The organism is Sinorhizobium chiapasense (genome assembly GCF_045277575.1).
Taxonomy (GTDB): Bacteria; Pseudomonadota; Alphaproteobacteria; order Rhizobiales; family Rhizobiaceae; genus Ensifer; species Ensifer chiapasense_A.
Window position 1 is genome coordinate 124,538 of record NZ_CP144205.1, and the last position, 18,758, is coordinate 143,295.

At 63.3% G+C, this 18,758-nt stretch carries 14 protein-coding genes; 10 read left to right on the top strand and 4 right to left on the bottom strand.

Features of this window, described 5'->3' with window-relative positions; genetic code table 11:
- Positions 1-136: 136 nt before the first annotated feature.
- Entirely contained in the window at positions 137-1,762 is a 1,626-nt protein-coding gene (pgi, locus tag QM996_RS00590; RefSeq protein ID WP_500268848.1) for a glucose-6-phosphate isomerase, read from the bottom strand.
- Positions 1,763-1,901: 139 nt separating this feature from the next.
- Complete coding sequence (locus tag QM996_RS00595; RefSeq protein WP_500268849.1) at positions 1,902-3,602, bottom strand: long-chain fatty acid--CoA ligase; 1,701 nt, start codon at positions 3,600-3,602, stop codon at positions 1,902-1,904.
- A 340-nt stretch (positions 3,603-3,942) separates the two neighbouring features.
- Here QM996_RS00595 and QM996_RS00600 point away from each other — a divergent pair, with 340 nt between their 5' ends.
- The 8 genes from QM996_RS00600 (at position 3,943) to QM996_RS00635 (ending at position 14,969) form a co-directional block, all read left to right on the top strand.
- Positions 3,943-5,166, top strand: coding sequence for an MFS transporter (locus QM996_RS00600; RefSeq protein WP_500268850.1), 1,224 nt, complete (start codon positions 3,943-3,945; stop codon positions 5,164-5,166).
- 290 nt (positions 5,167-5,456) lie between these two features.
- Complete coding sequence (locus tag QM996_RS00605) at positions 5,457-6,617, top strand: AI-2E family transporter (protein ID WP_500268851.1); 1,161 nt, start codon at positions 5,457-5,459, stop codon at positions 6,615-6,617.
- A gap of 256 nt (positions 6,618-6,873) precedes the next feature.
- Entirely contained in the window at positions 6,874-7,050 is a 177-nt protein-coding gene (kdpF, locus tag QM996_RS00610; protein WP_500268852.1) for a K(+)-transporting ATPase subunit F, read from the top strand.
- Positions 7,051-7,135: 85 nt separating this feature from the next.
- Positions 7,136-8,845 carry a potassium-transporting ATPase subunit KdpA gene (kdpA, locus tag QM996_RS00615; protein WP_500268853.1) on the top strand — a complete coding sequence of 570 codons (1,710 nt, stop codon included), beginning with the start codon at positions 7,136-7,138 and terminating at the stop codon, positions 8,843-8,845.
- A gap of 13 nt (positions 8,846-8,858) precedes the next feature.
- Positions 8,859-10,976 carry a potassium-transporting ATPase subunit KdpB gene (gene kdpB / locus QM996_RS00620; protein WP_500268854.1) on the top strand — a complete coding sequence of 706 codons (2,118 nt, stop codon included), beginning with the start codon at positions 8,859-8,861 and terminating at the stop codon, positions 10,974-10,976.
- Between the two features lie 2 nt (positions 10,977-10,978).
- Entirely contained in the window at positions 10,979-11,548 is a 570-nt protein-coding gene (gene kdpC / locus QM996_RS00625) for a potassium-transporting ATPase subunit C (RefSeq protein ID WP_500268855.1), read from the top strand.
- 35 nt (positions 11,549-11,583) lie between these two features.
- The gene (locus QM996_RS00630; protein WP_500268856.1) at positions 11,584-14,280 is read left to right on the top strand and encodes a KdpD family sensor histidine kinase; all 2,697 of its coding nucleotides are present in this window, start codon (positions 11,584-11,586) and stop codon (positions 14,278-14,280) included.
- Positions 14,277-14,969, top strand: a complete 693-nt coding sequence (locus QM996_RS00635) for a response regulator transcription factor KdpE (RefSeq protein WP_500268857.1) — start codon at positions 14,277-14,279, stop codon at positions 14,967-14,969. The genes QM996_RS00630 and QM996_RS00635 overlap by 4 nt, the downstream gene beginning before the upstream one ends.
- Positions 14,970-15,002: 33 nt before the next feature.
- On the opposite strand, the gene QM996_RS00640 is transcribed toward QM996_RS00635, so the two are convergent.
- A complete protein-coding gene (locus QM996_RS00640) occupies positions 15,003-16,280 on the bottom strand; it encodes an alpha/beta hydrolase (protein ID WP_500268858.1) in 1,278 nt (425 codons plus the stop codon).
- A gap of 188 nt (positions 16,281-16,468) precedes the next feature.
- On the bottom strand, positions 16,469-17,641 hold the full coding sequence (gene ampC / locus QM996_RS00645; protein WP_500268859.1) for a class C beta-lactamase: 1,173 nt from the start codon (positions 17,639-17,641) through the stop codon (positions 16,469-16,471).
- A gap of 488 nt (positions 17,642-18,129) precedes the next feature.
- Between ampC and QM996_RS00650 the strand changes: the two genes are divergently transcribed.
- Entirely contained in the window at positions 18,130-18,381 is a 252-nt protein-coding gene (locus QM996_RS00650) for a YMGG-like glycine zipper-containing protein (protein ID WP_057248089.1), read from the top strand.
- 17 nt (positions 18,382-18,398) lie between these two features.
- Positions 18,399-18,749 (top strand): EF-hand domain-containing protein, encoded by a 351-nt coding sequence (locus tag QM996_RS00655; RefSeq protein ID WP_500268860.1) that lies wholly within the window; start codon positions 18,399-18,401, stop codon positions 18,747-18,749.
- Positions 18,750-18,758: the final 9 nt, after the last annotated feature.

Genomic DNA, 18,758 nt, shown 5'->3' on the forward strand with positions numbered 1-18,758 from the left:
TGCCGTATCTGTTCGATTACGCGAAAAAAAGCTGGTGCCGGCCTGCGCCAAATAATGAGGCCCGAGGCGTGATCTGCGCCTCGGGCCTCATCGTTGAAGCGGTGCGGTTCCGGGTGGAACCGCTTGGAACTGCGCCTTAGCGAGCGGCCTTCAGCAGGGCTGCCACCAGACCCGCGGTCGAAGAATCATGGCCGGCCGCACTTTCCTTGCCTTCGACGACCGGCAGCAGGCCGGTTGCCAGCTCCTTGCCGAGCTCGACGCCCCATTGGTCGAAGGAATTGATGTTGAACAGCGCGCCTTCGACGAAGACGCGGTGCTCGTAGAGCGCGATCAGGCGGCCGAGCGCGAAGGGATCGAGCTGGTCGTAGACGATCGTCAGCGACGGGCGGTTGCCGGTGAAGACGCGGTGCGGGGCAATCCTGTCGGCCTTGGCGTCGGCCATGCCCTTGACGGTGAGCTGCGCCTTGGCCTCGGCGAGCGTGCGACCCTTCATCAGCGCCTCGGACTGCGCCAGGCAGTTGGCGATCAGGAGCTCGTGCTGATGGCGCAGGTTCTTCTCATGGCCGTTGGCGGCGATCATGAATTCCGCCGGAATGATGTCCGTGCCCTGATGGATGAGCTGATAGAAGGCGTGCTGGCCATTGGTGCCGGGCTCGCCCCAGACGACGGGGCCGGTCGAATATTCGACCGGGGTGCTGTCGAGCGTCACCGCCTTGCCGTTCGATTCCATGTCGAGCTGCTGCAGATAGGCCGGGAAGCGCGACAGGCGCTGGTCATAGGGCAGGATCGCCCGCGACGGGTAGCCGAGTACATTGCGATGGTAGAAGCCGAGAAGGCCGAGCAGAACCGGAATGTTCTCACGGATCGGCGCGGAGCGGAAATGCTCGTCGATCGCATGGCCACCATCGAGGAAGCGGCCGAAATTCTCCTTGCCGATGGCGATCATCAGCGGCAGGCCGATCGCCGACCAGATGGAATAGCGCCCGCCGACCCAGTCCCAGAAGCCGAAGACGCGGGCCTGGTCGATGCCGAAGGCGGCGACCTTGTCGAGTGCCGTCGAGACGGCTGCGAAGTGGTGGCCGACGGCCGCTTCGCCGAGCTTGCCGGCGATGAAGGCACGGGCCGTCGCGGCATTGGTCATCGTCTCGATCGTCGTGAAGGTCTTCGAGGCGACGATGAAGAGCGAGGTTTCCGGATCGATCAGCTTCAGCGTATCGGCGATATGGGCGCCGTCGATGTTGGAGACGAAGTGAAGGCGGGGGCCGTCGTGGAATGGCGCGAGCGCCAGCGTCGCCATGACCGGCCCGAGGTCGGAACCGCCGATGCCGATATTGATGACGTCGGTGATCTTCTTGCCGGTCGCGCCCTTGAGCGCGCCCGAGCGGATCCCGTCGGCAAAGGCGCCCATGGCATCGAGCACGCCGTTGACGTCGGGCATCACGTCCTTGCCGTCGACGAGGATCGGGCGGTTGCCGCGGTTGCGCAGCGCCGTGTGCAGCACGGCGCGCTCCTCGGTGATGTTGATGATGTCGCCGCGGAACATGGCGTCCCGCCTCTCCTCGACCTTGGCGGCCTTGGCGAGCGCCTCGAGGCCCTCAAGCACTCTGTCGTTGACGGCGCATTTCGAATAATCGAACAGCAGGTCGCCGAGCGTGGTGCTGAAACGCTGGAAGCGTTCGGCGTCGCTGGCGAAGGCGGCGCGGATATCGGTTGCGTTGGTCTCAGAGGCGGTTGCTTTGAGTTGATCGACAAGCGCTTTCATCGCAGGGCTCCTTGGTCGGACAGGGGTGTCGGACAATCGCCTGCGTAGCTATTCGCTTTAAGCCCTTCAAATCAAGCCCGCAAAACCGCCGAAGTGGCGGTTTTCAGGATTTTTTAAATCGTTTGAATTTTGGACTAACTCAGCCGCGCAGGTCTTTTCGCAGGATCTTGCCGACATTGGTTTTCGGCAGTTCGGTGCGAAATTCGACGTAGCGCGGGCGCTTGTAGTTGGTGAGGTTGGCGGCGCAGTGACGCTTGACGTCGTCCTCGGTCAGCGCCGGATCCTTCTTGACCACGAAGAGCTTGACGGCCTCGCCGGAATGCTCGTCCGGAACGCCGATCGCCGCGCATTCGAGAACGCCCGGATGGGTCATCGCCACTTCCTCGATCTCGTTCGGGAAGACGTTGAAACCGGAGACGAGGATCATGTCCTTCTTGCGGTCGACGATCTTCACGAGGCCGGCTGCATTCATGAAGCCGATGTCGCCCGAGCGGAAGAAACCATCCGGCGAGATCGCCTTGGCGGTCTCGTCCGGGCGCTGCCAATAGCCCGCCATCACCTGCGGGCCGCGGATGCAGATTTCGCCGACTTCACCGATCGGCAATGTGTTGCCCTGGTCGTCGCGGATCTCGACGTCGGTGGAGGGGATCGGCATGCCGATCGTGCCGGTGAACTCGGTTGCGTCAAGGATATTGGCCGTTGCCACCGGCGAAGTCTCCGACAGGCCGTAACCTTCGGCGATCGAGCAACCGGTCATCTGCTTCCAGCGTTCCGCCACCGGGCGCTGGATCGCCATGCCGCCGCCGAATGTCAGCATCAGCGACGAGAAATCGAGCTTCTGGAACTCCGCATTGTTCATCAGCGCGTTGAACAGCGTGTTGAGGCCCGGGAAGATATTGGTCTTGTATTTGCCGAGTTCCTTGACGAAGCCCGGGATGTCGCGCGGATTGGGGATCAGGATGTTGTTGCCGCCGGTGGCAAGGCCCATCAGCGAATTCACCGTCAGCGCGAAGATGTGGTAGAGCGGCAGCGCGCACATGAAGACGAGATTGTCTGGTCGTGCCCGCGAGCGGAACGCCGTCTGGAACCAGATTTCCATCTGCGCCATGTTCGACAACAGGTTCGAATGGGTGAGTGTCGCGCCCTTCGAGACCCCGGTCGTGCCGCCGGTATATTGCAGGAAGGCGACGTCACCGGGAGCGACGTTCGGCTTTTTCATCGTGGCGCGGCCGCCCTTGGCAAGCACCGTCCTGAACGAGAGGTGGCCGGGGATCGACCAGGCAGGAACCAGCTTCTTGACGCGGCGGACCACGAGATTGACGATCGCGCCCTTGAGACCCAGCATGTCGCCCATCGCGGCGACGACGACGTGCTTGACGGAGGTCTTGTCGGCGACCTGCTGCACGGTGTGCGCAAAGTTCTCCAGAACGAAGATTGCCTTGGCGCCGGAATCGGCGAGCTGGTGCTGCAGTTCGCGCGGCGTATAGAGCGGGTTGACGTTCACGACGGTAAAGCCCGCTCTAAGTATGCCGTAGACGATGACCGGGTTCTGCAGGATGTTCGGCATCATCACCGCGACGCGGTCGCCCTTGGCGAGGCCGAGCGACTGCAGCCAGGCGCCGACCTTGGCAGATTCTGCGTTGAGGTCGGCAAAACTCAGTGTCTTGCCCATGCAGGTGAAGGCGGGGCGGGTCGAATAGCGGGCGACCGCGTGGTCGAAGAACTCGCCGATCGAATTATAGGGCAGGGGGCCGATTTCGGCGGCAATGCCGGGTGGATAGGACTTCAGCCAGATCTTGCCTGGGCTGGTCCCCGTTTGTTGTGCGCTGACTTCCGCCATGACCTCTCTCCCTCTGGTCGCCACAGGCTGGCCTGCTCGCGGCCTGAGAAAATCCCTCCCGACCTTCTCATGCCGATGAAGATGATGCTTTTGAGACACCGCTTCAAGCTGAGATTCGGGATTATATGACTTTGACGTAAACGTCAACTTGGCTTACGGTTAACAGGCGCTGCGGGCGCTCTCGAAAAAGTATGACGAGAGCCGCAAAAGCTTTGCCTGCCAAGGCAAAATTCTGTATTGCATTGCAGCATATCCCTGTTGGTCCGATCCAACGCCCGCCGACATATCCCCCAGATTTTTCTCCGGTCCGCTCTGGGCCGGACGACGCAGGCCATTGCTCATGTGTGACGAAGCTTATTCTTCCGCCGTCGAACCGCGCCGCGCGGGCATTTCTGCCGCCGAAGTGGCGCTCGCCGTCGGCGGTTTCGGCATCGGCACCGGCGAATTCGCAATCATGGGTCTCTTGCCGCAGGTCGCCGAGGATGTCGCCGTGTCGGTGCCGCGGGCGGGGGCGGTGATCAGCGCCTATGCGCTCGGCGTCGTCGTCGGTGCACCGCTGATCGCGGTGCTTGCCGCCCGCTTCTCGCGCTTCCGCGTGCTGCTGGCGCTGATGCTGATTTTCGCAATCGGCAATTTTGCCAGCGCGATCGCTCCGGATTTCTACACGCTGATTGCGGCGCGCTTCTTCGCCGGTCTTCCGCACGGTGCTTATTTCGGCGTTGCCGCCCTGGTGGCTGCCGGTCTCGCGGCGCCGAACCAGCGGGCGCGCGCCGTTGGCCGGGTGATGATGGGGCTGACGATCGCCACCCTCTTCGGCACGCCGCTTGTCGCGTGGTTCGGCCAGGCGCTCGGCTGGCGGTCCGCTTTCGCAATCGTCGGCGGCATCAGCCTTCTGACCGTGGGGCTGACCTTCGTCCATGTGCCGCGGGACCAAGGCAACCCGAAGGCGACTCCGCTTCGCGAACTGGGTGCGCTCGGCAAGCTGCAGGTCTGGCTGATGCTCGGCATCTGTGCCATCGGCTGCGGCGGCATGTTCGCCGTTTTCAGCTACATCACGCCGGCGCTGACCGAAGTCGCTGGCGTTTCTCTTGCCAATGTGCCGGTCATGCTTTCGGTCTTCGGAGCCGGCATGATCCTCGGCAACATCGTCGGCGCGCGGCTTGCCGATTGGGCGCTGCTGCCGGCGATCGGCATCGCCATCGTCTTCAACATCTTCGCCTATGTGCTTTTCTATTTCACCATGGGCAATCCGTGGATCGCGATCGTCAACGTGCTCTTCATCGGCGGCGGCTTCGCCGTCGTGCCCGGGGTGCAGACGCGGCTGATGGATGTCGCCGGCGAGGCACAGACGCTGGCGGCTGCCCTCAGCCATTCCGCCTTCAATCTCGCCAATGCGCTTGGCGCCTGGCTCGGCGGTGCTTCGATTGCCGCCGGCTACGGCTGGACGTCCACCGGTCTCGTCGGCGCAGTTCTCGGCGTTGCCGGCTTCGGCATCTTCCTCGCATCCGTCTTCGTCGATCGCGTCCGACCTGCCCATCTGGCTGCAAAACCTGCGGCGGAATGACCGGCTTTGGCGAAAGACGGCCGGGGAAACTTGCTCCCTCCTAAATTTTTCTGTCATGTCCCGCCGCTAGCGTCGCATATGGCCCTGAAACTACCGTAAAGCAGGGGCAAAGGGGCGGCGCGCGGCGCTACTGCATGTTTCCTTTAATCGTAGCCGATTAAAGGGAAAAACATGCAGCCTTCAAAGTGCTACAGCGACCTTTGCGCGTCTTCATAAGACGCGCGGCGCTGTAGGTAGGCTGTCAAGGCCGTGGGTTTGTTGTAAGCTCGTCGGAAGACGGAGGATCATTGGTGCAATTGGGTAATCGCGAACGAGAAAATTTTGCGGTGGAGCCACGGCTTCTCGGGCACACTGCCATTTCGCGCCATGCCCTTGTCGGCCCCATGACCGCTGCCCGCTGGATGCTGGTCTTCGTTCTTCTGGCCGGCGTCTATTTCTTCCACGGTTTCGTGGTGCCGGTGCTGGCGGCTGTCGTCATCGGCTTTGCCAGCTGGCCGATCTATCGCCGGCTGCTCGCTGCCGTGAACGGTAACCGCACGCTGGCCGCAACCATCGCCATCGTCTCCGTCATTTCCTTCATCGTGGTGCCGATCTCGATCGCCGCCGTCTATGCGGTCGATGAAGTGCGCGACTGGGTCGTCTGGGCGGTCGAGACCAATGCCAATGGTGCGCTGGTGCCCGCCTGGCTGACCAGCATTCCGATTGCCGGCGCCTGGCTCGGCGAACAATGGGTGAAGCATATCGGCCATCCGGGCGCCCTCGGCGAGCTCGTTCAGCTCGTCAGCGGCTCCAATATCGGCAACATCTACCGGGGCGTTCTGGTCGTCGGTGCCTCGACGTTTCACGCCTTCCTGACGCTGCTCTTCATGCTGATTACGCTGTTCTTCGTCTACCGCGACGGACAGTCCTTCTCCGGCCAGCTCGACCGCCTTGGCGAGCGCATCTTCCCGATGCGCTGGGAACGGCTGTCGCGCGTCGTGCCGCTGACGATCAGCTCGACGGTCACAGGCATGGGCATCATTGCGATCGGCGAGGGCATCGTGCTCGGCGTCGCCTACTGGCTGGCCGGCGTTCCGTCGCCGGTCACGCTTGGCATCATCACCGGCCTGATGGCCCTGATCCCCGGCGGCGCGCCGCTCTGCTTCACGCTGGTTTCGGTCTACCTCGTCGCCAGCGGCTCGCCGGTTCACGGCATTGCGCTGCTTGCCTGGGGCACGACCGAGCTCTTCATCGTCGACAAGACGCTGCGCCCGCGCCTCGTCGGCGGCCCGATCAAGCTTCCCTTCCTGCCGACCTTCTTCGGCCTGGTCGGCGGCGTGAAGACCATGGGCTTCCTCGGCCTCTTCGTCGGCCCGGTGCTGATGGCGCTGCTGGTCGCGATCTGGCGCGAGTGGATGCGCGAGGTCACGACGTCGCCCGAAGCGACCGTAAATCACATCGTCAAGGGCTAAGGGCCTCAAGGACGAGCCAGAGGCCGCCAAGCGCAGCCGTCTCGAGTGATCCGTCGTTCCATTGATGCGGGAGAGATGATCCGATCTCCCGCGAAAGCGCGGTCGTGGACGGAAGGCCGCCTCACACGGTTCCTGGCAGGCGTCAGCGGGAGTCTTTATCTTTTCCTTATGCGCCCTTCCGACCATCGCAATCGATAATTGACCTACAGCGGATGCAAGATCCGGACCTCAACAGTCCGGAGAATTTGCATGTCCGATGTTCTTTTCCTTGCCGCCGGCATCGGCGGCTTTGTCGCGTTTGCGCTTTATGCGCGCGCGCTCAGCCGCCTTTAGGGAGGGGGTCACGATGTTCGAAGCCCTGATCGGTCTTGCCGTCGCCGTCGCGCTTGCGGCCTACCTCGTCGTCACCCTCGTTCGCCCGGAACGGTTCTGACTCCGGTCGAAGGTTTTGGTCGGGTCAACACTTCCGGGCCCGGATCGCCCTTCGCACCGCACATTTTCCTGAGCGGAGAAATCTCATGTCTATCATCGGGTGGCTGCAGATCAGCCTCCTCTTCATCGCCGTCCTGATCGTCATCAAGCCGCTGGGGCTTTACATGGCGCGGGTCTTCTCCGGTGAACGCAACGTCTTTTCGCCCATCCTCGGTCCTGTCGAGCGCGGTCTTTATCTCGCTGCCGGCGTCGATCCGAACAAGGAACAGGGCTGGCTCGCCTATACGATGTCGATGCTCGCCTTCAGCCTCGCAGGCTTCGCATCGCTTTTCGCGATCCTCAGGCTGCAAGCCTACCTGCCGATGAACCCACAGGGTTTCGCCGGCATGCCGTCCGACCTCGCCTTCAACACGGCGGTCAGCTTCGTCACCAACACCAACTGGCAGAACTACGGCGGCGAAACCACGCTCAGCCACTTCAGCCAGATGGCCGGGCTCACGGTGCATAACTTCGTTTCCGCCGCGACCGGCATCGCCATGGCGCTCGCCGTCACTCGCGCCTTTGCCCGTTCGAATGCTGCAACCGTCGGCAATTTCTGGGTCGACCTCACCCGCTCGACCCTCTACGTGCTGCTGCCGATCGCCGTGGTCATGGCCCTTGCCATGGTCTGGACCGGTCTGCCGCAGACCTTCCACGCCGATCTTACCGCAACGACGCTCGAGGGCGCCAAGCAGACGATCTCGCTTGGGCCGGTCGCAAGCCAGGAAGCGATCAAGCAACTCGGCACCAACGGCGGCGGCTTCTTCAACGTCAATGCCGCGCATCCGTTCGAGAATCCGACCGCCTTCTCCAACTATCTCAACATCTTCTCGATGTTGTCGATCTCCGCGGCGCTCGTCTACACCTTCGGCCAGATGGTCGGGAACCGTCGTCAGGGCTGGGCCTTCATCGCCGTTACCGCAGTCCTGCTGATATCAGGCGTCGCGGTGGTCTACTGGGCGGAGGCCCAGGGCAACCCGATCCTGACGGCGCTCGGTCTCGATGCCACGCAAGGCAACATGGAAGGCAAGGAAGTCCGCTTCGGCCAGGCGATGACCGCGCTTTATGCGGCCGTCACGACGGGCCTGTCGGATGGCGGCGTCAACGGCATGCACGGTTCGCTGACAGGTCTCGGTGGTCTCGTTCCGATGTTCCTGATGCAGCTCGGCGAAGTCCTGCCCGGCGGCGTCGGCTCCGGTCTCTACGGTATGGTCGTCTTTGCGATCCTCGCCGTCTTCGTTGCCGGCCTGATGGTCGGCCGTACGCCGGAGCTGCTCGGCAAGAAGATCGAGTCCCGCGAGATGAAGTACGCGATGTTCGCGGTCCTCATCCTGCCGGTGACGATCCTCGGTTTTGCGGCCGTATCGGCAATGCTGCCCTTTGCGGTCGCAAGCATCGGCACCGCCGGTCCGCACGGCCTGTCGGAAATCCTCTATGGCTTCACCTCGGCAGCCGGTAACAACGGCTCGGCCTTCGGCGGGCTCACCGGCAACACGCCCTGGTACAACACGACACTTGGGCTCGCGATGTTGCTCGGCCGCTTCGCCTATGCGGTGCCCGTCATGGCGATTGCCGGCTCGATCGCCGTCAAGACGCGCGTGCCGGCCTCCAAGGGCACCTTCCCGACCGACACGCCGCTTTTCGTCGGCCTGCTCGTCGGCATCATCCTCATTCTCGGGGGGCTGCAGTTCTTCCCGGCGCTCGCTCTCGGTCCCATCGTCGAGCATTTCTCGATGCTCGCCGGCCAGACCTTCTAAAGGAATTCGACACATGTCTTCCAAACCAGTCGCTCCTAGTCTTCTGGATCCGGCGATCCTTCTGCCGGCGGTCAAGGCGGCCTTCGTCAAGCTCGACCCGCGCCAGCTCGTGCGCAATCCGGTGATCTTCGTCACCGAGGTGGTTGCCGCCGTGGTCACCGGCCTCTTTGTCCGCGATCTTATGACCGACACCGGCAGCCCGCTCTTCTCCGGGCAGATCGCCGCCTGGCTGTGGTTCACGGTTCTCTTCGCCACCTTTGCCGAAGCCGTCGCCGAAGGCCGCGGCAAGGCCCAGGCCGACAGTCTGCGGCGCACCAAGTCTGAGCTGACGGCGCGCAAGCTCGTATCGGCCGAGGGCCGCGAAACCCAGACGATCCCGGCGACCTCGCTGAAGGTCGGCGACCTCGTGCTGGTCGAGGCCGGCGAACTGATCCCCGGCGATGGCGAGGTCGTCGAAGGCGTCGCCTCCGTCAATGAAAGCGCCATTACCGGTGAATCCGCGCCCGTCATCCGCGAATCGGGCGGCGACCGTTCGGCCGTCACCGGTGGCACGCAGGTTCTGTCCGACTGGATCAAGGTCCGCATCGGCGTCCCGCCCGGCAACACTTTCGTCGACCGCATGATCGCGCTGATCGAAGGCGCGCAGCGCCAGAAGACCCCGAACGAGATCGCGCTGTCGATCCTGCTTTCGGGCCTGACGTTGATCTTCCTCGTCGCCGTCGTCACCCTCTGGGGCCTTGCCGGCTATTCCGGCACCGTGCTCTCGGTCACCGTGTTGGCCGCGCTGCTCGTGACGCTGATCCCGACCACCATCGGCGGCCTGCTTTCGGCGATTGGCATTGCCGGCATGGACCGACTGGTCCGCTTCAACGTCATCGCCACCTCCGGCCGTGCGGTCGAGGCTGCCGGCGACGTTGATACGCTGCTGCTCGACAAGACGGGCACGATCACCTTCGGCAACCGCATGGCCGCCGACTTCATGCCGGTTCCCGGCGTCAGCGAGGGGGAGCTTGCCGACGCCGCTCTGCTCGCAAGCCTTGCCGACGAAACGCCGGAGGGCCGCTCGATCGCAGCACTTGCGACCGGTGAGTTCGGCCGCCAGGCACCAGCCGTTTCGCTGCCCGATGCAGGCAAGGGTGAAGTCGTGGCGCTTGCCGTCGGCGGTGGCGCAAGCCAGGCGGGCGCAACCCGGATCGACGCGGTCATCCCCTTTGCCGCGGAAACGAGGCTTTCGGGCGTCGACTTCGCCGGCCGCCGGCTGCGCAAGGGTGCCGTCGATTCGATCCTGAAGTTCACCGGCATCCGCGACGAGAATGTGCCGAGCGAATTCCGTCGCGCGGTCGACCAGGTGGCGCGCACCGGCGGTACGCCGCTCGCCGTTGCCGACGGTCCGCGCCTGCTCGGCGTCATTCATCTGAAGGACGTTGTGAAGCCCGGCATCAAGGAACGCTTCGCAGACCTGCGCGCCATGGGCATCCGCACCGTGATGGTGACCGGCGACAACCCGGTGACGGCTGCCGCCATTGCCTCCGAAGCCGGCGTTGACGATTTCCTCGCCGAAGCGACGCCCGAGGACAAACTCGCCTATATCCGCAAGGAGCAGCAGGGCGGCCGCCTGATCGCCATGTGCGGAGACGGCACCAACGACGCGCCGGCGCTTGCCCAGGCCGATGTCGGCGTCGCCATGCAGACCGGCACGCAGGCCGCGCGCGAGGCCGCCAACATGGTGGACCTCGATTCGAGCCCGACCAAGCTCATCGAGATCGTCGAGATCGGCAAGCAGCTCCTGATGACCCGCGGTTCGCTGACGACCTTCTCCATCGCCAACGACGTGGCGAAGTATTTCGCCATCATCCCGGCGCTGTTCATCACCACCTATCCGGCGCTCGCCGCGCTCAACGTCATGGGCCTCGGCTCGCCGCAATCGGCGATCCTATCGGCGGTCATCTTCAACGCGCTGATCATTGTCGCGCTGATTCCGCTGGCGCTGAAAGGCGTCACGTATCGACCGGTCGGTGCCGCAGCGCTCTTGCGTCGCAACCTGCTCGTCTACGGTCTCGGCGGCATCCTTCTACCCTTCGCAGGCATCAAGCTCGTCGATCTCGCCGTCAACGCACTCAATCTGGTGTAACCATGCTGAACCAAATTCGTCCCGCCATCGTGATGATCGTGCTGCTCACCGCCATCACCGGGCTTGCCTACCCCTTCGCCATCACCGGCGTCGCGCAGGTGCTGATGCCGGTACAGGCAAACGGTAGCCTCATCGAGAAGGACGGAACCCTGATCGGTTCCGAGCTGATCGGCCAGAACTTCACCTCCGACAGGTATTTCTGGCCGCGTCCGTCTGCGACCGGCCCGGAGGCCTATAATGCCGGCGCATCAAGCGGCTCCAACCTCGGCACGACTTCGGTCAAGCTGAGGGATCGCGTGGCTACAGACGTCGAGCGGCTGAAGGCCGCCGGCTTTGCCGGCGAGATCCCCGCAGAAGCGGTGACGACATCGGGTTCCGGCCTCGACCCGCATGTCACGCCGGCCTTTGCCCGGGCGCAGATCGCTCGTGTCGCCAAGGCGCGCGGTCTGAGGGAGGCGGATGCCAGCGCGTTGGTCGACAGGGCGACGGAAGGCCGTCTGTTCGGGATCGTAGGCGAGCCGCGCGTCAATGTGCTAGAACTGAACCTGGCCCTCGATGGGCCTCGAACATGAGGCCAAGGCTTGAGAACGCATGCCCGAGATGACGAATGCCCGACAGTGAACGTGACGCCAAAAGTCGCCCAGACCCAGACGCACTTCTGGCCCTTGCCGCGCAGGATCGCCGGGGAAAACTGACCGTTTTCCTTGGCGCCGCGCCCGGCGTCGGCAAGACCTATGCCATGCTGACCCGGGCCAGACGTCTCAAGGAAGACGGCGTCGATATCGTCATTGGACTGGTTGAAACCCACGGGCGCGGCGAGACCGCCGCACTGGTCGAGGGACTGGAAATCCTGCCGCGCCGCGATGTGAACCATCGCGGCCGAATGCTTTCCGAATTCGATCTGGACGCGGCCCTTGCCCGACGTCCCAAGATCATCGTCGTCGACGAACTCGCCCACAGCAACCCGGCTGAGAGCCGTCATCCGAAGCGCTATCAGGATATTGAGGAGCTGATAGCCGCGGGCATCGATGTCTGGACCGCGTTGAACATCCAGCATCTCGAAAGTCTCTCTGACGTCGTCGCGCAGATCGCCGGCGTGCCGGTGCGCGAACGGGTGCCGGATACCGTGCTGAAGCGCGCCGACGAGGTGCTGCTGGTCGATCTGCCGCCCGCCGAACTGATCGAGCGGCTGAAAGAGGGCAAGGTCTATCTGCCCGATAGCGCCAAACGCGCGGTCGATCGCTTTTTCCGCCTCGGCAATCTGACGGCGTTGCGTGAACTGGCGCTCCGGCGCACGGCCGATAGGGTCGACGACCAGATGGTCGACTACCTCAAGCAGAATGCGATCGAAGGTGTGTGGGCGAGCGGCGAGCGTCTGCTTGTCTGCATCGGTCCCGATCCCCTGTCGGAAAAAGTGGTCCGCACCGCCAGCCGGCTCGCCGAGGGATTGAACGCCCCCTGGATCGTCGTCTTCATCGAACGCGCCGACCGCGAAAGCGGCGACGGCGAGGACGTGCGCCGGCTTGACGAGACCTTCCGTCTTGCCGAACAACTCGGCGCCGAGACGCGCTGCATCGTCGGCAACGACTTCGTCGAGGAAATCCTGAAACTCGCACGTCGTGAACATGCGACGCAGATCGTCATCGGCGCGCGTCGCCAATCCTTTCCGATGCGGTACTTCCGCCAGTCGCTCCCCGACGCCTTGGCAGAGCGGGTATCGGGCATCGGCATCCACCTCGTGACCGACCGCGAGCCGGCGGCACCGAAGCCGCGGCCGGCCGCGAAGAAGTCTCTGCCGCCCGGGACCGGGCGCGCCATCGCCATTGCCGCCGGCGCAGTGGGGGCTGCGACGGCCCTCGGCCTCTTGATCGAGCGCTTCATCATCCTGCCGAACATCTCGTTGCTCTATCTGCTCGCCGTGCTGGCGTCGGCGACCTATGCCGGCCACATCTCGGCGATCGCCGCGGCGCTGTTTTCGGTTCTGACCTACAACTTCTTCTTCATCGAACCGGTCGGTACCTTCACCATTGCCGAGCCGCACGAGGTCTTCGCGCTGTTCATCTTCCTTGTGGCGGCCGCCCTTGCCGGGAGCCTCGCCTCTCGGGTGCGCGAACAGGCAAAGGCCGCGCGCCGGCGCGCCGCCGCGACCCAGGCGCTTTACGATTTCTCTCGCAAGCTTTCGGGCACGGCCAAGGTGGACGATGTGCTTTGGGCGGCGGTGACGCAGATGCAGACGACGTTGCGGCGCAGCGCTGCGCTTCTGTTGCCAGAGGAGGGGGACCTGCAGCTGAAGGCCGCCTGGCCACCGGACACCGAGCTCGACGTCACCGATATCATGGCCGCGCGCTGGGCGATGGATAAGCAGGAGCCGGCCGGCAACGGTACCGGAACACTGCCGAACAGCCCGTTTCACTTCCGCCCGCTGACGAGCCCGCACGGCGTTGTCGGCGTCTGCGGTTTCGTCCAGGCGGACAAGCCGCTGGAGATCAACGAGGAGCGAGCGCTGGCGGCAATCCTCGACCAGACGGCGATCGCCGTCGACCGGGCACGCCTGTCGCGCGAAAGCCTAGACCAGGCGGCGAAGCTCGAAGGCGAACGCTTTCGTGCGGCCCTCCTGTCGTCCATTTCGCATGACCTCAGGACGCCGCTTGCCACCATCACCGGGGCCGTCACCAGCCTTCGGCAACTCGGCGATCGCATGTCGCCGGAAAGCCGTGACGATTTGCTGAAATCGATCGAGGAGGAGGGCGGCCGTCTGACGCGTTTCGTCGCCAACCTGCTCGACATGACCCGCATCGAGGCCGGCACGGTCAACGCCAAGCGCGATTGGGTCGATGTCGCCGACGCGGTCCGCGCTTCCGTCGATCGTGCCCGCAAGTATTTCCCCGAGCGCGAGATCGAGACCAGCATCGCACCGGATCTTCCCTTGATGCGCGGCGACAGCGTGCTTCTCGGGCAGGTGCTGTTCAATCTCCTCGACAATGCCAACAAATATGGTGGCGACGAGCCGGTCAGCATCTATGCCCGCCCGGATGGCGACGAAATCGTGCTGTCAGTGACGGATCTCGGCAAGGGCATTGCGCCGAAGGATCTCGAGCAGGTCTTCGAAAAATTCTTCCGCCGCGGCAAGGTGGATGGCCGCACGCCGGGGACGGGGCTAGGGCTTTCGATCGCCAAGGGCTTCGTCGAGGCCATGGGCGGCCAGATCAAGGCGGAAAGCCCGGCGCTGCGCCGCCGCGGCACGCGCATTTCCATGCGTTTCCCCGCCGCCAAGCCTGAAATCTCCGAAAAGGACCGTGCATGAGCGTGGAGCGTATCCTCGTCGTCGACGACGAACCCCAGATCCAGCGTTTCCTGAAACCCGCATTGAGCGCCGCCGGCTATGACATACTGGAAGCAATGACTGGCGCCGAGGCGCTGAAGGCGGCGGCAACGAATGCACCCGATGTCGTCATCCTCGATCTCGGCCTGCCGGATATGGATGGCAAGGAGGTCATCGCGAACTTGCGCGGCTGGTCGCAGGTGCCGATCATCATCCTCTCCGCACGCGACCGGGAGAGCGAGAAGATCGCCGCGCTCGATCTCGGCGCCGACGACTATATCGAAAAGCCCTTCGGCATCGGCGAATTGACCGCCCGCATCCGCGCAGCTCTTCGCCATAGGGTGCAAATGGATGGCGGTCAGACACAACTCTCCGCCGACGGCGTGTCGATCGACACGATCAAGCGCGTGGTGACGAAGGATGGCGAGTCGGTGCGTCTGACGCCGAAGGAATATGACCTGCTGGTCATGTTGGCGCACCACGCCGGTCGCGTCGTCACCCACAGGACGCTTCTAACGTCGGTCTGGGGCGTCGCACATGGCGAGGACCTGCACTATCTGCGCGTCTTCATCGGCCAGTTGCGCGGCAAGATCGAGCGCGACCCAGCCGACCCGAAGATCATCCGCACCGAGCCGGGTGTCGGCTATCGCTTCATCGGCGACGACGGTTGACCGCGAGCTGCCGCCAAGGGCGGCAGCCGACCATCACTTGATCTTTACCGGCTGCGGCATATCTGTCGCCAGCGTTTCGCTGATGACTTGCTTCTTCTTGGGCGCCGGCTGCGGATTCTCGAGGATCGATACCGGGGCCGATACGGTGGCTGCAGCGACATTGCCGACGTTTCTGGCCGTGCCGGCAACAACCGCTGCAATGCCGGTTCCGATGGAAATATCGGAATCGGTGAGTGTCTGTCCGGTTGCCAGCCGGGTGCCGATGAGTTGAACGATCTGCGGGCTTTCCGCGAACTTCCCGTGGTGCAGGCCGTCCTCGGTCTTGACCTTGGTCAGGTCGATCGCAGTGATGCCGGCCCGTTCCAGCTGGGTGCGATAGGGTTCGGCAGACGGGTCGATCGCGCCGAGGCGGGAAACGTCGCCGGAAATGAAGCTGGAGAGCGCGAGCGCGCGATCATCCTGCGAAACGAAGATCGTGAACTTCGGTCGCTTGTGGCCCATCTCGACGAACTGCTTGGCGAAGACGTCGAGGTCGATGTCAGGCGAGGCGAGGATGACGTTTTCGATCTTGGAGGGGACGTTGCCGTCGCGGATGCCCATTTGCCGGAGCGTTTCCATGGTCAGCCAGGTACCCATCGAATGCGCGAGGATGGTGATGCCCTTGACCTTGGGCGCGTCGGCGAGCTTCTTCAGGATGTCTTCAAGGGCAGTGCGCGAATAGTTCGTGCTCTCCTTGTCGTAATTATAGTCAAACACATTGGCCCGCGACGGCCAGGTAAACAGTACCGGCGTCGCCTGGACGTCGGAGTCGTGGATGATCTGGGCAAGCCGGTAGACGGAATCCTCGTAGCGGTTGTTGAAACCGTGCACGAAGACGAAGGCCTGTCCGCCGACGTCGTGCTGCAAGAACCAGGACTTGGCTTCATCAAGCGACGTGAGTTCGCGCACGCGGGTGACGGTGAAATCCTTCTTGGGATCCGGCGGCAGCTTGCGTGGCCATTGCACCGTGCCGGCCTTGCGCGCCGTGTCCGGCGGGATCGACACCGCAACGTCGGTCAGGAAGGTGTTGGCGTCACGCTCGCCGGAAAACAACGTCGCCGGATCGCCGGAGGGCCGACGCGTGGTCGCGACGAGCATGTCGACGGTCGAGGTTCCCGGTACCGGCGCGGTAAGCGCCACCGGTGCCATCACGCCTTTGGCATGACCGCCGCAACCGGCAAGCAATGCCAGGGCCGCCACGACGAAGATCGCCCGTCCTCCTCGTGCGCCTCCGTGCTGCAGCGAACCTTGAAACCCCACCCACTCGAACATCGGCATCCCCAATACGCCTGAACTTCGCTGCATCTGATCGCGCTTTTGCGAAACGAAGATGACAACACTCGGCGCTAATATGCAAGCGGGTGCGATTGAAGTTTCGCCGCTGGGTTGTTGATGAATGCAGATTCCCCTTATCGCGGGTTGCCGCAACAGGGGACTGCCTTTGATGGATGCTTCGCCGCCTATTCCGCCAGAGTGGCCAGCGTCTTCAGAATCGCATGCACCGCCCTGATGCGCTCCGGATTCGGGAAGTTCCGGTTCGCCAGCATGACCACGCCGATCTTCTTTTCCGGCACGAAGGCGACATAGCCGCCGAAGCCGTTGGTGGACCCGGTCTTGTTGTAAAGCGTCGCGCCATCGGGGCGCTTCGGAGGAACCAATGTCGTGGCCGGCTTGGTATCCATGGCCATGGTCCGGGAGTTGCCGTCGAGCAGCCGCTCGAGTGAAACCGGGTAGGGATATTGCTCCCAGCCGAGGCCCTGAATCATCTTGCCGGTATCGAAGTAGCCGACATGCGTGCCCTCTATGGCCTTGCGAACGGGTCCGTCGAATTGCTCCGGCCGGATATTGGCGTCGACGAACCGGATCATGTCTGCCGCGGACGATTTCACGCCGTAGGCTTCGGCGTCGAACATGCCCGGGCCGACCCGGATCGGCTTGTCGGCCTTGCCGTAGCCCCAGGCGTAGCTGCCCATCGCGCTTGCGGGCACTGTGACATAGCTGTGCTTGAGGTCGAGTTTCGGAAACAACTCTGTCTCCAAAGCGTTGGCGAAGCTGCTGCCCATCGCCAGACCGGCGGCATGGCCGAAGAGGCCGATGCTCGGGTTGGAATAGCGACGCTTCTTCCCTGGCTCGGCGCTGGGTTTCCAGTTGCTGAAGTAAGTCAGCATGTCGCCGTCGCTCTTGACCTGATCGGGGAACTGCAAGGGCAGGCCGCCGGCGGTATAGGTGGCGAGATTGAGGAGGGTCGCCTTGTCGATGGCGCTGCCACGGAGCTCGGGCATGTATTTGCCGGGATGGTCTTCGAAGGACAGCTTGCCGAGCGCCTGCGCATAGGAGGCGAGCGTGCCGGCAAAGGTCTTGCTGATCGAGCCGAGCTCGAACAGCGTGTTCTCCGTAATCGGCGCCTTCGTTTCCTTGGAAGCGACGCCGTAGTTGACGAAGGTGTGCCGGCCGTCAACGGTCACTGCAATCGCCATGCCCGGTACATTGTATTCGCGCATGATCGGTCGGATCGCCTTGTCCACGGCGGCGGCAATCCGGGCCTGCTCGCCATTCCCGGCGAAGGCGGCCGCGGCGAACGAAAAGAGGATTGTAGTAGTAAGCCCTAATTTGATTGTCGTCATTCTATCCATTGCGTGTACTCTTTCTTGCGAGGCGGGGATGCCCATGTTTGGCCCGGCCCAGGTCCGTCGGGCGAAAATCCATTGGCTCGTCCGGAGATGTACCGGTGAAAGCAAGGAACCTCAGCCAGGGGCAAGCCAGACCTAGACTGCTCATCGCCACGCGACAAACGACGATATCTCGCAGGAGATATAAATAAACCTAGGGCTGGGGGTCATTCCTCTAGTGTGTGCAGTACCTGATCGCGTCAGGGGTTATTGCGACACAAAGCTAATACCACGGGCAACATTGTCATTGCTGGCCGCTCAGGGTAGTATTCGCCCGCGGTTTTGAGGTCTTCGTCTCCGGACCGCGTGTTTTATTCGTGAGCTGCTTCTGATTGAACAGAAGAGTCTCTCCCATCCGGAGAGCATACTCGGAAGCTATTTACATCCGACGCCACTCAATGGCGCCTCCGCCCGATCTCTATTCCAGACAGACGGCCATATTGGAGGATAAAATGAGCAAGCAGACCGTAACTATCATTCTTGCCGGCGCTCTGGCCTTGTCGGGGTGCCAATCTGCCTACGTGTCGAAGAGCGGTCCGACTGGCAACGAATTCGGCTGCATTGCCGGAACAGTCGGCGGCGCAATCGTCGGCGGCCTGATCGGCTCGACGATCGGTTCAGGTACTGGCCAGCTCTGGGCTGTTGGCGGCGGTGCTACCTTGGGCGCTGCGGCCGGCAATGCTCTGACGTGCCGCTACTATTGATCGCGGAAGGGTGAGGGATGAGAAAACTCGTTCTTATAGGTGTGCTTGTGGTCTGTCCGGCTGGACTCGCTGTCGCGCAGCAAGCCGCAACAATGAGCCAGGGGCAGATGGATGTGCTCGATCGCAACAAGGACGGTGCGGTCGACCGGTCCGAATACGAGGCCTTCATGACGACGGCCTTCGTCAATCTGGACAAGAACAAGGACGGTAGCCTCACCTCTGACGAGACGAAGCAGGCGCTGAATGCCCAGCAGTTTGCCGCCACCGATGCAAGCGGCGACGGCAAGATCACCCGCAACGAATTTCTGGACCGGGTGATGGCGGACTTCAAGACGGCGGACCGAAGCGGCGACGGCAATCTGAAGTAACGCTTTTGG